Here is a 15889-nt window from a genome sequence, read left to right on the forward strand (position 1 = left end):
CTGCCCGCGGAGTACTCAACGGGAGGAAAACGAGTAGCGATGAAGTCCAGACCACCCAGGAGAACAGGCCGGCCGTGGCGCCTGCTGGCCATGGCCTCGGCCGCCGTGCTGACCGGAACACTGATACAGGCGTCGAGCCTGCCCGCCGTCGCCCAGGGCTGGCGCAAGCCCGCGCTGCCGCAGGCCGAGGGCCCGGTTGCCGGCGGCCCGGCGGGCAAAGCCGTACCCCGCAAGCTCACCAAGGGCCCCCGCACACCCGCCGAGGACCCGGCCACCACCTGGCCCAAGGCGACCACCACGACCGTCACCCTTCAGAAGGCCACCACCCGGGTCAAGGGACTCCCCCTCACCCTGGACACCCGCGTCAAGAAGTCCGCCGACGCGGCCGACGGCACCTACACCGTGCGCACCCTGTCCAAGAAGGCCGCCCGCAAGACCGGCGTCGACGGCCCCGTCTTCACCCTGACACCCCGCCAGAACAGCACCCCGCGCGGCGGCAAGGTCCGCGCCGGACTCGACTACTCCTCCTTCGCCGGCCTCTACGGCGGCAACTACGCCTCCCGCCTCACCTTCGTCCAACTCCCCGCCTGCGCACTCACCACACCGCAGAAGGCGAAGTGCCGCACCACGCGCCCCGTGGAGACCGTCAACGACACCGACAAGCAGACGCTGACCACGTCCGACGTGGCCCTCAGCTCGGGCGGTCCCACCGTGTTCGCCGCCGTGGCGGACACCAAGAGCGTCGGCAGCGACTACAAGGCGAGCCCGCTCTCCCCCTCGGCGACCTGGGCCACCAACCTCAACACCGGTGCCTTCTCCTGGTCGTACGACATGGCGGTACCCGATGTGCCCGGCGGTCTGAAGCCCAACGTCGGGATGACGTACTCCTCCGCCTCCATCGACGGGCGGACGGGGAACACCAACAACCAGTCCTCGTGGCTCGGCGACGGCTTCGACCTGTGGCCCGGCTACATCGAGCGCCGTTACAAGCCGTGCGACGACGACGGGGTGGAGAACGCGGACGGCGGCAAGCCGGGCGACCTGTGCTGGGCCTACGACAACGCCTTCCTCACCTTCAACGGCAAGGCCGGTGAACTCGTCCCGGACGGCACCGACTCCTGGAAACTGAAGAACGACGACGGCACGAAGGTCGCCCGGATCAACGGATCCAGCGACAACGTGCGCGGCAACGGCGCCCGCAACGACGAGTACTGGCGGGTCACCGCCCCGGACGGCACCCGCTACTACTTCGGGTACAACCGCCTGCCGGGGTGGTCGGACGGCAAGGAGACCACCGACTCCGCCTGGACGGTCCCCGTCTTCGGCGACGACTCCGGGGAGCCCTGCCACGCCTCCACGTTCGCGTCGTCCTGGTGCCAGCAGGGCTGGCGCTGGAACCTGGACTACGTCGTCGACGCGCGCGGCAACGCCATCGCCTACTACTACGACAAGGAGACCAACTCCTACGGCCGCAACCTGAAGGCCGAGGACGACACCCGCTACGTCCGCGGCGGCACGCTCGACCGCATCGAGTACGGGCTGAAGTCCGCCTCGATGTACAGCGTGAAGGCACTGGCCAAGGCGAACTTCACCAACGGCGAGCGCTGTATCCCGGACGCGCAGACCGACTGCGACTCCATCGCCAACGACGCCGCGTACTGGTACGACACGCCCTGGGACCTGAACTGCGACGCGGGCACGGACTGTGACGAGGGCCGGTTCTCACCGGCGTACTTCACCCGCAAGCGGCTCACCCAGGTCTCCACGCAGGTGTACGACGGCAGCGCCTACAAGGACGTCGACTCCTGGAAGCTGACCCACCGCTGGGGCATGGCCGACACCGACTACCAGCTGCTGCTCGACTCCGTCCAGCGCACCGGTCACACCGCCACCCCGGCGGTCACCCTGCCGAAGACCACCTTCGCGTACACCCAGCTCGCCAACCGGCTCGACAGGACCGGCGACGGCTACGCCCCCTTCATCAAGGCCCGGCTGTCCACGGTCGCCGACGAGTCCGGCGGCCAGACCGACGTCAACTACTCTGCACCGGTCTGTGACTCCGCCGCGCTGCCGACCCCGCAGACCAACACGACCCGCTGCTTCCCGCAGTACATCGGCGGCAGTTCGACCGACGATCCCGAGCTGCAGTGGTTCAACAAGTACGTGGTCACCTCCGTCACCGCGACCGACCGCACGGGCGGCTCCCCCGACCAGGTCGTCACCTACGACTACAAGGACGGCGCGGCCTGGCACTACGACGATGACGACGGGCTGACCAAGGAGAAGCACAAGACCTGGTCCCAGTGGCGCGGTTACGGCCACGTCCGTGTCCAGACCGGTGGCCAGGGCGGCGCCCCGGCGATGCGGACGCAGGAGGACACGTACTTCCTGCGCGGCATGGACGGCGACCGCAAGGACACCTCCGGCGGCACCAAGTCCGTGAGCGTCACCCTGGGAGACGGCGAGGGCGACCCGATCACCGACCACGAGGCGGCGGCCGGCTTCGCCTACAAGACCGTGGCCTTCTCGGGGCCGGGCGGCAAGGCCCTGTCCAAGACGGTCAACCGCCCCTGGCGCCACGAGACGGCGAAGAAGACCCGCGACTGGGGCACTGTGACGGCCAACCTCACCGGCACCGCCCACTCCAGGACCTGGACCTCGCTGGACGACGGTGCGGGCGCGGCCTGGCGGATCACCTCCCTCGCCAACACCCACGACACCGTGGCGGGACGCGTCACGCAGGTCGACGACCACGGCGACAACGCCACGTCCACCGACAACAGGTGCACCACCACCGCCTACGCCACCAACACCACCGACAACATCCTGACCTTCGCCTCCCGCGTGGAGACGGTCGCCAAGACCTGTGGCTCGACGGTCAGCCGTCCCGCCGACGTGATCTCCGACGTGCGCTCCGCCTATGACGGCGGTGCCTACGGCACGGCCCCCACGAAGGGCGACCTGACCGCGAACGCGGTACTGAAGAAGTACGACGGCACCACCGCCGTGTACCTGGAGTCCGGCGCCACCTTCGACTCCTACGCCCGTACGCTGACCAGCACCGACCTGACCGCCGACGTGCGGGTCACCGCCGCCGGCGTGCTCACCCGGACGGCACGCGGCGACAGCCGTACGACCACCACCGCCTACACACCGGCCACGGGGTTCGCCACCAGCACGAAGGTGACCTCGCCCCCGGCCACGGCGGGTGACGCGGCCACGGCACACTCCTCGACGACCACGTACGACATCCTCCGCGGCCAGCCGCAGACCCAGACCGACACCAACACCAAGGTCACCAACCTCACCTACGACGCGCTGGGCCGCTCCTCCAAGGTGTGGCTGGCCGACCGGACCACCGGCCAGACCCCGAACTTCGAGTTCACGTACACCATCGCCGAGGGCAAGCCGGCCGCGGTCGGCACCCGGACGCTCGGCAACGACGGGGCGCAGCGCACCTCCTACACCCTGCACGACGGCTTCCTCCGGCCGCGCCAGACCCAGGAGCCCGGCCCGGACGGCGGCAGCCTGCTGGCCGACACCTTCTACGACGAACGCGGCCTGGTCACCAAGGAGTTCGCGAGCTACTACGCGCAAGTCGCGCCGTCCACCACCCTGTTCAAGCCCGAGGACGCCCTGAGCGTCGAGACGCAGAACCGCTACACCTACGACGGTCTGGGCCGGCGGACCGAGACGAAGCAGATCGCCGGAAACGGCGACGGCGGCGCGGTCCTGTCCACGACGAAGACCCTCTACGGCGGCGACCGCACCACGGTCGTCCCGCCCGTCGGCGACGTCGCCACCACCAAGCTCACCGACGCCCGGGGCCAGACCACCGAGCTGCGCCGGCACCACACGCGCAGCGCGACCGCCGCGTACGACACCACCAAGTACGGCTACACGGCGGGCGGGAAGCTGGAGAAGGTCACCGACCCGGCGGGCAACTCCTGGGAGTACCAGTACGACCTGCTGGGCCGGCAGACCAAGTCCGTCGACCCGGACAGGGGAACCACCGTCAGCGAGTACGACGACCGGGGCCGGCTCACCACGACCGACGACGCCCGTCCCAACGCGGAGTTCCCCGCGCTCTGGTACGGCTACGACAACCTCGGCCGCCGCACCGAGATCAGGGAGGGGTCGTCGGGCGGCAGCCTGCGCGCCAAGTGGGTGTACGACACGGTCAGCGGCGCCAAGGGCCACCTCGCGGAGTCCATCCGCTACAGCGGCGGCAACGCCTACAGCTCCAAGGTCGTCGCCTACGACCGGCTGTACCGCCCGCTGCGCACCTCCGTCACCGTCCCGTCCTCCGAGGGCGCCCTGGCGGGGACCTACCTCTCGGCGACCACGTACAACGCGTCGGGCACGGTGCAGGGCGCCGGCTACCCGAAGGCCGGCTCCCTGCCGGCGGCGACGGTGGCCTTCACCTATGAGGACGACACCCTGCGCCTGACCGGCGTCGACGGCAGTCAGGGGTTGAAGTCCACCACGAGCTACAGCCTCACCGGCAAGCCGCTGCAGTACGAACTGTCCCACAGCGGTGCCAAGAAGACCTGGTCCACCAACACCTACGAGTGGGGCACCCAGCGCCTGGCCACCTCCCGCGTGGACCGCGAGAACGTCGCGGGCGTCGACCAGCACAACACCTACCGCTACGACGAGGCGGGCAACGTGCTGTCCGTGTCGGACGTCTCCCGCTCCGGCACCGACACCCAGTGCTTCACCTACGACCACCTGCGCCGCCTGACCGAGGCATGGACCCAGCCCGCCACCGGCTGCGCCACCGCGCCCGGCGCCGGTGTCCTCGGCGGCCCGGCCCCGTACTGGCACTCCTACACCTACGACAAGGTGGGCAACCGGCAGAACGAGACGATCCACGACACCGCCGGCGACACGGCCAAGGACACCAGGAGGGCGTACGACTACCCGGACGCGGGCACCGCGCAGCCGCACACCCTGACCTCGGTCACCACGACCGACGCGACGGGTGCGGCGGAGGACAGCTACGGCTACGACGAGACCGGCAACACCGAGACCCGCACGCTGAACGGTGACACCCAGACCCTCGCCTGGGACGCCGAGGGCCACCTCGCCAAGGTGACCGAACCGGTCCAGGGCGGCAGCGACAAGGTCACCGAGTACCTCTACGACACCGACGGCAACCGCCTGATCGGCCGCACCCCCACCGAGACCACCCTCTACCTCGGCACCACCGAGATCAGCCTGGCCAAGGGCTCCACCACGGCCAGGGCCACCCGCTACTTCGACCTCGGCGGCGGCCACCAGGGCGTCCAGAAGGACGACGGCAGCGTCTCGATCACCCTCGCCGACCACCACGGCACGTCCCAGCTGGCCGTCGACGCGGCCAACCAGCAGCTCACGCAGCGCCGCACCCTGCCCTTCGGCGGCACCCGCGGCACCGAGCCGGCGAACTGGCCGGGCACCAAGGGCTTCGTCGGCGGCACCGACGACACCAAGGCCACCGGTCTGACCCACATCGGGGCCCGCGAGTACGACCCGGAGACCGGCCGCTTCCTCAGCGTCGACCCGGTCATGGACGTGTCCGACGCGCAGCAGATGCACGGCTACACGTACAGCAACAACAACCCGCTCACGTTCTCCGACCCGACCGGTCTGTGGTGCGACAGCTGCAACGACGGCAAGGGCTGGCCGACCTCGGACGGGTACGAGGGCGCGTCCAAGACCACCAAGAAGTCCACGTCCAAGAGCACGACGAAGAGCAACGACGACAGCGTGTGGATCTCCCAGCACGCGCCGGCCTCGACCGATACGGACCAGCTCGATGCCTGGTTCTCGGAGTATTCACCCAGCGGCCGAGCGCCGGACGGTGACTACTGGAACACGCCGGTCTACGAGAACGACGGCAGCGTCGGCCAGGCCTGCTTCGGCCGGCTGGCATGCCTGGAGGCCAACAACTTCCTGACCCGGGCCACCCGCGGCGGCCACAGGCTCACCGACGCCGACTACACCAAGGCCAAGCGCATCGCCGCGACCTACTGCCTCGACAACGCCTCCAAGTGCGTCGACGACGCGGAGGCGTGGGAGCGCGGCAAGGTCATCGAGAGCCTGATCGCCATGGCGGTCGGGGGCGGCAAGGGCGGAAGAGTCTCCAAGTCACTGCGCGGCTGCAAGTGCTTCCTGGCCGGCACCGACGTCCTCATGGCCGACGGCACCACCAAGGACATCGAGGACATCGAGCTCGGCGACGAGGTCATGGCCACCGATCCCGAGACCGGCGCGTCCGGTCCCCGGAGGGTGACCCGCCTGATCGGCACCGAGGACGACAAGCACTTCAACGAGCTGTCGATCGCCACGGAGAACGGCATCGACGAGCTCACGGCGACGCACGAGCACCCGTTCTGGTCCCCGTCCGAGCGGGACTGGATCGAGGCGGGCGACCTCGCCGCGGGCATGACCCTGCTCACCGAAGCCGGCGACACGGTCATCGTGACGGGCAACCGCTCCTTCACGAAGCGGGCCCGGACGTACAACCTCACGGTGGCCGGCCTGCATACCTACTATGTGCTGGCGGGAGAGACGCCGGTCCTCGTCCACAACGCCAGTCCGTGTGATCCGCCTCTGCAGTCGCTGCATCCCGACAGTTCACTCGACAAGAGTTCGCTGAATTTCTGGCACAAGCAGGACACCGACGACATCGTCCACTCGTTGAGGCCGGGAGCGCACGAGCCACTGATAGTGAAGCCGGACGGAACCATCATGAACGGCAACACCAGGGTCTCGGTTCTGAGGTCACGTGGGTACGACGTCGATTCACTGCCGCGCGAGTCCTACGGTGGTCGTCGACCGACCACGGACGAAGAATTCTGGGATATGGACCAATGAGCATTCGAGACCAAGTTCTGGCGATCCTGAACTCGCCCTCCAAGGAGGCGTTCCTGCTGGCCATGGGCCACCGGCTCGGGATCTCGGCACGTGATGCCTTCGCCGGGGACATTCAACGGGGGATGCGGCAGGCTCAGGCCTGCAACGAGATGATGATCGCCCTTTGGTCCCAGGTACGGGCGATGAAGGATGAAGGGACGCATGGCTACCCGGATTCCGATTTCCTCTCCGTCCTGCTGGGAAAGGCCGACGCAGGTGACGCCCGGCCACATCTTCGCCACGCGATCGAGAGCGCCCTCTTTTCGGTGGGCGAAAAGGGGACGCCCGAGCCGTGAGTGACAGGCTCACAGCGCGAACCGGACAGAACATCTGAGGCGGCACGGGAGCCCCGTCGGAAGAGAATTTCGACGGGGCTCTTGTGGCCTCCGGCTCGCCGTCCGGACTTCTCCAGCGCTCCAGACCGTAATCCTCAGAACAGGGAACGAACGATTGTGCGCAGATCAGGCATCAATGGTGCGGTGGCCGCGGTGATCGCCGCATTTCTCGTCGCCGCGTGCGGAGAGAACACCGGAAAGGGCAGCGCGAGTTCCGAGGGCAGGGACTCTTCGGCGAACAGCACCTCACGTGAGCCGTGGACCGAGGCCGATCTCGATCTCGTCGCGCTGGGTGAGCGCGACGGTGAGAAGCCGGGCCGTATACCGATGAGCACGGGTCCTTCCGAGAGGAGGGCCGAGCCTGACCGGTGCAGTGCGATCGCCCGGACTCTCGGGCGGAGCAGCAGTGCCTACGCGGCCCACGCGCGGATCAACCGGACGTACGGCGGCAAGGGGACACGCCCCGGGGCCGTCATGACTCTCGCCTCGCACAGGACCGGCGATGCGAAACGGGTGGTGCGGGACTTCCGTACGGCGGCCGACAACTGCACCGCCTTCAAGGAAGGCCGGTTGGCCTACGAGGACGTCGAGGTGCAACCCGATCCCGGATACGGGGACGAATCCGTCTCCGTGCGGTTGGTCGAGGTCGTGTCGTATCCGGACGGCGTGAAGATCCGGGTCCCCCACGCCGTGGTGGTGCTGCGGCAAGGCACGACGGTCGCGATGTTCCACCACTTCGTCAGGCCGAACCCGTCCGACGGGAAGAAGCCGGCCCGAATTCCCGACGAGTTGGTCAAGAGGCAAGTGGAAAAGATCCGAAACTTCGGCGCCGTGAAGTAACCGTCGCCCATCCACCGCCACGCGCCACTCGCCACTCAACGCTCAACGCTCAACGCTCGCAACTCAACACTCGACGCTCACCACTCAACGGGAGAAACAGACGCGCATGAAGGCCAGACCAAGCAGGAGAACAGGCAGGCCATGGCGGCGGGTAGCCATGGCCACGGCCGCCGTGCTGACCGGGACACTGATACAGGCGTCGAGCCTGCCCGCCGTCGCCCAGGGCTGGCGCAAGCCCGCGCTGCCGCAGGCCGAGCACCCGGTCGCCGGCGGCCCGGCGGGCAAAGCCGTACCCCGCAAGATCACCAAGGGCCCCCGCACACCCGCCGAGGACCCGGCCACCACCTGGCCCAAGGCGACCACCGCGACCGTCACCCTTCAGAAGGCCACCACCCGGGTCAAGGGACTCCCCCTCACCCTGGACACCCGCGTCAAGAAGTCCGCCGACGCGGCCGACGGCACCTACACCGTGCGCACCCTGTCCAAGAAGGCGGCCCGCAAGACCGGCGTCGACGGCCCCGTCTTCACCCTGACACCCCGCCAGAACACCGAGCAGCGCGCGGGCAAGGCACGCGCCGCGCTCGACTACTCCTCCTTCGCCGGCCTCTACGGCGGCAACTACGCCTCCCGCCTCACCTTCGTCCAACTCCCCGCCTGCGCACTCACCACACCGCAGAAGGCGAAGTGCCGCACCACGCGCCCCGTGGAGACCGTCAACGACACCGACAAGCAGACGCTGACCACCAAGTCGGTCGCCCTCAGCGCCGGCTCGGCCACCGTCCTGGCGGCCACCGCGGCGGCGAGCAGCGACAAGGGTGACTACAAGGCCACGTCCCTGTCGGCCTCGTCCACCTGGAACACGGACCTGAGCAGCGGCTCGTTCGCCTGGTCGTACGACATGGCGGTGCCGCAGGTACCCGGTGGGCTGACCCCGCAGGTCGGGCTCTCGTACTCCTCCGGCGGTGTCGACGGCCGGACGGGCAACACCAACAACCAGGCGTCGTGGGTCGGTGACGGCTTCGAGCTGGCGCCCGGCTTCATCGAGCGCAGCTACAAGGGCTGCGAGGAGGACGGGGCGACCAACGCCGACGGGAAGAAGCCGGGCGATCTGTGCTGGGCGTACGACAACGCCACCCTGTCGCTGAACGGCTCCGGCGGGGAGCTGGTGCCGAACGGCACCAACTCCTGGAAGCTGCAGAACGACGACGGCACGAAGATCGACCGGATCTACGGCTCCAGCGACAACGTGCGGTCCAACGGGGCGCGCAACGACGAGTACTGGCGGGTGACCACCCCCGACGGCACGCGGTACTACTTCGGCTACAACCGGCTGCCCGGCTGGGCGAGCGGCAACGAGACCACGGACTCGACGTGGACGGTGCCGGTCTTCGGCAACAACACCGACGAGCCGTGCAACGCCTCCACGTTCGCGGCGTCCTGGTGCCAGCAGGGCTGGCGCTGGAACCTGGACTACGTCGTGGACCGGCGCGGCAACGCGGTCGCGTACTACTACGACAAGGAGACCAACTCCTACGGCCGCAACGTGACCGCCGCCGACGACACCCCGTACGTACGCGGCGGAACGCTGGACCGCGTCGAGTACGGGCTGAAGTCCTCCGCCATGTACTCGGCGAAGGCGCTGGCCAAGGTCGACCTCAGCAACAGCGAGCGGTGCATCGCCGACAGCTCGACCACGTGCTCGTCCATCTCCACGGACTCCGCGTACTGGTACGACACCCCGTGGGACCTGAACTGCGAGGCGGGGACCGACTGCGACGAGGGCCGGTACTCCCCGGCGTTCTTCACCCGCAAGCGGCTGACCGGCGTCACCACCCAGGTGCTGGTGTCCGGCGCGTACAGCGACGTCGACTCCTGGAAGCTGACCCACCGCTGGGGCATGGCCGACACCGACTACCAGCTGCTGCTGGACTCCGTCCAGCGCACCGGCCACGACGGCACGGCCTCGATCACGCTGCCGAAGACCACCTTCGCCTACACCCAGCTCGCCAACCGGCTCGACAAGACCGGCGACGGCTACGCCCCGTACATCAAGTCCCGGCTGTCGACCGTCGCCGACGACTCGGGCGGCCAGATCGACGTCGGCTACTCGGCACCGGTCTGCGACTTCGATGCGCTGCCGACCCCGCACACCAACACCACCCGCTGCTTCCCGCAGTACATCGGCGGCAGCTCGACCGACGACCCGGACCTGCAGTGGTTCAACAAGTACGTCGTCGACTCGGTCACCTCGACCGACCGCACGGGCGGCTCCCCCGACCAGGTCACCCTGTACGACTACCTGGACGGCGCGGCCTGGCACTACGACGATGACGACGGGATGACCAAGGCCAAGTCCAAGACCTGGTCGCAGTGGCGCGGTTACGGCCACGTACGGGTGCGGACGGGCGGCCAGGGCGGCGCCTCGGCCATGAAGTCGCAGACCGACTCGTACTTCCTGCGCGGCATGGACGGCGACCGCAAGGACACCTCCGGCGGCACCAAGTCCGTGAGTGTCACCCTGGGAGACGGCGAGGGCGATCCGATCACCGACCACGAGTCGCAGGCCGGGTTCGCGTACAAGACCGTCACCTACTCCGGTCCCGGCGGCAAGGTCCTCGACAAGACGGTGAGCCGGCCCTGGCACAAGGAGACCGCGAAGAAGGTCCGCGACTGGGGCACCGTCACCGCCAACTTCACCGGCACCGCGTCCACGAAGTCGTGGACCTCGCTGGACGACGGCGCGGGCACCAAGTGGCGGACCACCTCGGGTTCCGACACCCACGACCCCGCCACCGGCCTGGTCGTCCAGAGCGAGGACCTGGGCGACACGACCACCGCGGCCGACAACCAGTGCACCCGCACCACCCATGTCTCCGGCAGCGTCCCCCTGGGCCTCCCGGCGCGCGTCGAGACGGTCGCCAAGGCGTGCGACGCGACCACGAGCCGCCCGGCCGACGTCGTCTCCGACGTCCGCACCGCCTACGACGGCGGGGCGTACGGCGCCGCGGCGACCAAGGGCGACGCCACCAGGACCGCGAAGCTCAAGACGTACAACGGCACCAGCGCGGTCTACCTGGAGTCCAGCTCCACCTTCGACGGCTACGGCCGGGCACTGACCACCACCGACCTGACGGCCGACGTCACCGTCACCGCCGCGGGCGTGCTCACCAGGACCGCCCGCTCCGACGGCCGGACCACCACCACCGCGTACACCCCGACCACGGGCTTCGCGACGAGCAGCACGGTGACCACCCCGCCCGCCACGGCGGGCGACAGCACGACCGCGCAGACCTCGGCCACCACCTACGAGGCGCTGCGCGGGCTGCCGCTCACCGAGACCGACACCAACAGCAAGGTCACGACCTACGCGTACGACGCGCTGGGTCGCGCCACCAAGGTGTGGCTGCCGGACCGGACGACGGGCCAGACCCCCAGCAACGAGTTCACCTACACCATCACCGACGGCAAGCCGATCGCGGTGGGGACAAAGACCATCGGCAACTCGGGTGCGCAGGACACCGTCTACACCCTCTACGACGGTTTCCTGCGGCCCCGCCAGACGCAGGCTCCCGGGCCCGACGGCGGGACACTGCTGACGGACACCTTCTACGACGAACGCGGCCTGAAGACGAAGGAGTTCGCTCCCTACTACATCACCGCCGCGCCGTCGAGCACGCTCTTCAAGCCCGCTGACGCGCTGAGCGTGGAGACCCAGGACCGGTACACCTACGACGGCCTCGGCCGGGTGACCGAACTGAAGGCGATCGCCGGCAACGGCGACGGCGGAGCGGTGCTCGGCGTCACGAAGACCGTCTACGGCGGTGACCGCACCACGGTCATCCCGCCCGTCGGCGGCACGGCGCAGACCGCCGTCACCGACGCCCGCGGCCGCACCACCGAACTGCGCCTGCTGCACTCCCGTGCCGCCGACGCCGACTACGACACCACGTCGTACGGCTACTCGCCGCGCGGTGAGCTGACCAAGGTCACCGACCCGGCGGGCAACGCCTGGACGTGGACGTACGACCTGATGGGCCGGCTCACCGACACCACCGACCCGGACAAGGGCGCCGGTCATCTCGACTACGACGACCGGTCCCTGATGACCACCTCCAGGGACGCGAAGGGCGTCCTCGCCTACGTCTACGACGGCCTGGGCCGCAAGACCGAGCTGCGGGAGAACTCGTCGTCCGGCACGCTGCGCGCCAAGTGGGTCTACGACACCATCAGCGGCGCCAAGGGCCAGCTCGCGTCCAGCTCCCGTTACAGCGGCGGCCAGGAGTACAAGTCGAGCGTCGTCGCCTACGACCGGCTGTACCGGCCGCTGCGCACCTCGATGACGATCCCGTCGGCCGAGGGCGCGCTGGCCGGCACGTATCTGTCGACCACCAGCTACAACGCGTCGGGCACGGTGCAGGGCGTCGGCTACCCCAAGGCCGGTGATCTGGCCGCCAACACCGTCACCCACACCTACGAGGACGGCACCCTGCGGCCCATCGGGGTCAGCGGACCGCTGAACCTGACCGCGAGCACCGACTACAGCCTCACCGGCAAGCCGCTGCAGTACTCCATGGCCGCGAACGGCGGAAAGGCCACGTACGAGACCAACACCTACCAGTGGGGCACCCAGCGGCTGGCCACCTCACGGGTGGACCGCCAGGACGTCTCGGGTGTCGACCAGCTCAACACCTACGCGTACGACGAGGCGGGCAACGTCCTGTCCGTCTCCGACACCTCCCGCTCCGGCACCGACAACCAGTGCTTCAGCTACGACCACCTCGGGCGGGTGAAGGAGGCCTGGGCCCAGTCGACCATCGGCTGCGTCGCCACGCCCAGCACGGGCGCGGTGGGCGGCCCGGCCCCGTACTGGACCTCCTACACCTACGACAAGGTCGGCAACCGGCTCACCGAGACCCAGCACGCGACCGCGTCCGGCGGCTCCGACACCAAGCGCAGCTACCACTACCCGGACCCGGGCGCCGTCCGGCCGCACGCGGTGACCTCGGTGGACAACACCACCGGGACCGTGAAGTCCACCGACAGCTTCGGCTATGACGACGCGGGCAACACGCACACCCGTCTGCTGGGTGACGGCACCTCCCAGACGCTGGACTGGGACGCCGAGGGCCATCTGGCCAAGGTCACCCAGCCCGTGGAGGGCGGCAGCGACAAGGTCACCGAGTATCTGTACGACACCGAGGGCAACCGTCTGATCGGCCGGACCCCGACCGAGACCACGCTGTACCTCGGTGCCACGGAGATCACCCTGGCCAAGGGTGCGACGGCCCCCAAGGGCACGCGTTACTTCGACGTCGGCGGCGGCCACATGGCCGTCCAGGCCAATGACGGGAAGTTCTCCTTTGCCCTGGCCGACCACCACGGCACGGCCCAGCTGTCCGTGGACGCCACCACCCAGGCCCTGACCCAGCGCCGCACCCTGCCCTTCGGCGGGCCACGCGGCACCGAGCCGAACAACTGGCCCGGCACCAAGGGCTTCGTCGGCGGCACCGTCGACACCGCCACCGGGCTCACGCACCTGGGCGCGCGCGAGTACGACCCCGCCCTGGGTCGCTTCCTGTCGGTCGACCCGGTCTTCACGGCGACCGATCCGCAGCAGATGCACGGCTACGCCTACGCCAACAACAACCCGCTGACCCACTCCGACCCGGCGGGCACAGAGATCGGGTCCCGGCCCAACTCCTGCCAGTACTCCCTCGCGAACTGCAGCAAGAAAACCCAGAAGGAAGTCGGCTACGACGCGAAATCGGGTACGACCGACTACCGCCGCGGCAACATCTACAAGCGTTCCCAGGCCGCGAAGAAGCACTGGGTGGCGGCCAACACCCCGGTGTCGAACGACATCGACCACATAGCGGATGATTACTGGCACCCCAGGATGAACGGGGAGTTCACCGACGACTTCTGGTACAACCCGGTCTACGAGAACTCCCAGAAGGGCCAGGAAGGTACCGCCTGCTTCGGGCGTGAGGGATGCCGCCAAGCCTTCCTCTATGTACTGCACGGCGGCAAGGACGTCGAGAAGGCCAAGGAGATCGCGGCGACCTACTGCGTCTATCACGCGGAGGAATGCAACGAGAAGGCCGCCGCCGTCGCGCGGGGCAACGTCGTCAAGGAAGTCGTCTACACGGGATTGCTGGCCTACCTGGGCGGCGCGGCCGGCCGGGGAGCACCCTGCAACAGCTTCGCCCCGGACACTCAGGTCCTCATGGCCGACGGCACGACCAAGGCGATCGAGGACGTGCGAACGGGAGACAAGGTCCTCTCGACGGACCCGAGAACCGGCCGCACCGAGGTCAAGACGGTCACCGCCGAGATCATCGGCGAAGGCCGGAAGAACCTGGTCAGGGTCACCCTTGCCATCGAGGTCGACGGCAAGAAGCAGACCGCCACGATCACCGCGACAGCCGGCCACCCGTTCTGGGTCCCGGCGCTCGGCACGTGGACCGACGCCACCGACCTGACCGCGGGCGAACAGCTCCGTACGGCCACCGGGTCCCTGGTCCGCATCACCGAGGTCCGTCGCTGGACCCAGTCGGCCACCGTGCACAACCTCACTGTGGCGGACTTCCACACCTACCATGTGCTGGCGGGTGCCACCCCGGTCCTCGTCCACAACAGCAACGCCAACTGCAACTCGCTCACCCGCTCGCAGGCGGACGACGTCGCGCAGTTCCTGGGATACACGAAGACCAACAAGCGGTCCGCCGGTGGGGCCGCGATCTGGGAGCACAAGAAGGCAGCCGGCGGCCAGCCCAGGTACATCACCTACGACAGGACCGGACACAACAAGGAAGCCATATTCAAGGGGGCGAGTTTCAAGAACCCCTTCCAGTCGACCAAGGACTCGGCCCGGGACGGAACCTACGGATTGGACATCTCACCGTCGGGAGTGGTTCAGGGGCTCAAGAAGGTAGCGAAATGAGAGAACTCGTTCTCAGCCCGCACACCGAGAGCGTGCGATCCGAGCTGGCTGACGCACGGCACTGGAGTGCGTACGCGGCGGAGTTGCGCGGGATCCTCGCGATCGTGATCCAGCAGAGCGAGGCCGATGCCCTCGAGGTCGGGGAGCTGCTGGTGAACCGGCCTCTGCCGGGCAGATACGCCAATCTTCGCAACGGTGTCGATGTCAGCCCCTCACAAGCAGTCGATCTCGTCGAGGGAATGGCTGCCGGGAGGGGCCCGTACTGCCGGCTCTCCCTGCCGGGTCGGCTCCACATCGTGTCGGGGTGGGAAGGGGCCGTGCACCTGCACACCACACCGCAGGTGGCCACTGAGCTCACGGGGCTCCGGGGCGAGAGCGTGAGCCTCCAGTGGCGGAACTCGGATCCGGATCCGGTAGACACGGAAGGGCTCGTGCGGGCTGTCGCGGACGAGAGCTTCTGGTCCGCGGTACGGGACATGTCGGATCACGTGACGCTGCTGTGCGAGCGCTGGGCGCACGGCTCCTTCGGCTGCACGTGGTTCCTGGTGACCCGGCAGAACGCCGGGGAAGTGGCCGAGCTGGTGCGGCCCCGTTCTCTCCTCTGTGTGGTCACCGACCCGGATCTGCGGCCAGGATCCGAGACACTGGAGGACGACTTCACCGCCTTCAAGGCTCCGCTGCTGCCTGGCGAATTGCCCTATCGGGCGTTCCCCGGTGGAGCCGACGATCTCTCAGAAGTCGTCGCCGAGGGATACACACTCGTCCTGGCCGACGACGTCATGGGGGACTGGTGCGTGGTGCCGGACCCTGACGGAGTGAACAGAGGGCAGTGGGCGGACATCCGCTGATCAACACGGAGAGAAGGTGAGGA

General features: G+C 68.6%; 5 protein-coding genes. All 5 read left to right on the forward strand.

What is annotated here, in order from left to right; translation table 11 throughout:
* Positions 1 to 39 precede the first annotated feature (39 nt).
* The 5 genes from OG272_RS22205 to OG272_RS22225 all read left to right on the forward strand — a co-directional run bounded on the left by OG272_RS22205 (position 40) and on the right by OG272_RS22225 (position 15866).
* Positions 40 to 6861: a polymorphic toxin-type HINT domain-containing protein gene (locus OG272_RS22205; protein WP_405894590.1), complete on the forward strand. Its 6822-nt coding sequence runs from the start codon at positions 40 to 42 to the stop codon at positions 6859 to 6861.
* The gene (locus OG272_RS22210; RefSeq protein WP_328223382.1) at positions 6858 to 7196 is read left to right on the forward strand and encodes a hypothetical protein; all 339 of its coding nucleotides are present in this window, start codon (positions 6858 to 6860) and stop codon (positions 7194 to 7196) included. The genes OG272_RS22205 and OG272_RS22210 overlap by 4 nt, the downstream gene beginning before the upstream one ends.
* Before the next feature lie 192 nt (positions 7197 to 7388).
* Positions 7389 to 8075, forward strand: a complete 687-nt coding sequence (locus OG272_RS22215) for a hypothetical protein (RefSeq protein WP_405894592.1) — start codon at positions 7389 to 7391, stop codon at positions 8073 to 8075.
* A 157-nt stretch (positions 8076 to 8232) separates the two neighbouring features.
* Complete coding sequence (locus OG272_RS22220; RefSeq protein ID WP_405894594.1) at positions 8233 to 15018, forward strand: polymorphic toxin-type HINT domain-containing protein; 6786 nt, start codon at positions 8233 to 8235, stop codon at positions 15016 to 15018.
* Positions 15015 to 15866, forward strand: coding sequence for a hypothetical protein (locus OG272_RS22225; RefSeq protein WP_405894596.1), 852 nt, complete (start codon positions 15015 to 15017; stop codon positions 15864 to 15866). The genes OG272_RS22220 and OG272_RS22225 overlap by 4 nt, the downstream gene beginning before the upstream one ends.
* Positions 15867 to 15889 lie beyond the last annotated feature (23 nt).

The organism is Streptomyces sp. NBC_00104 (assembly GCF_045160825.1).
Taxonomy (GTDB): domain Bacteria; phylum Actinomycetota; class Actinomycetes; order Streptomycetales; family Streptomycetaceae; genus Streptomyces.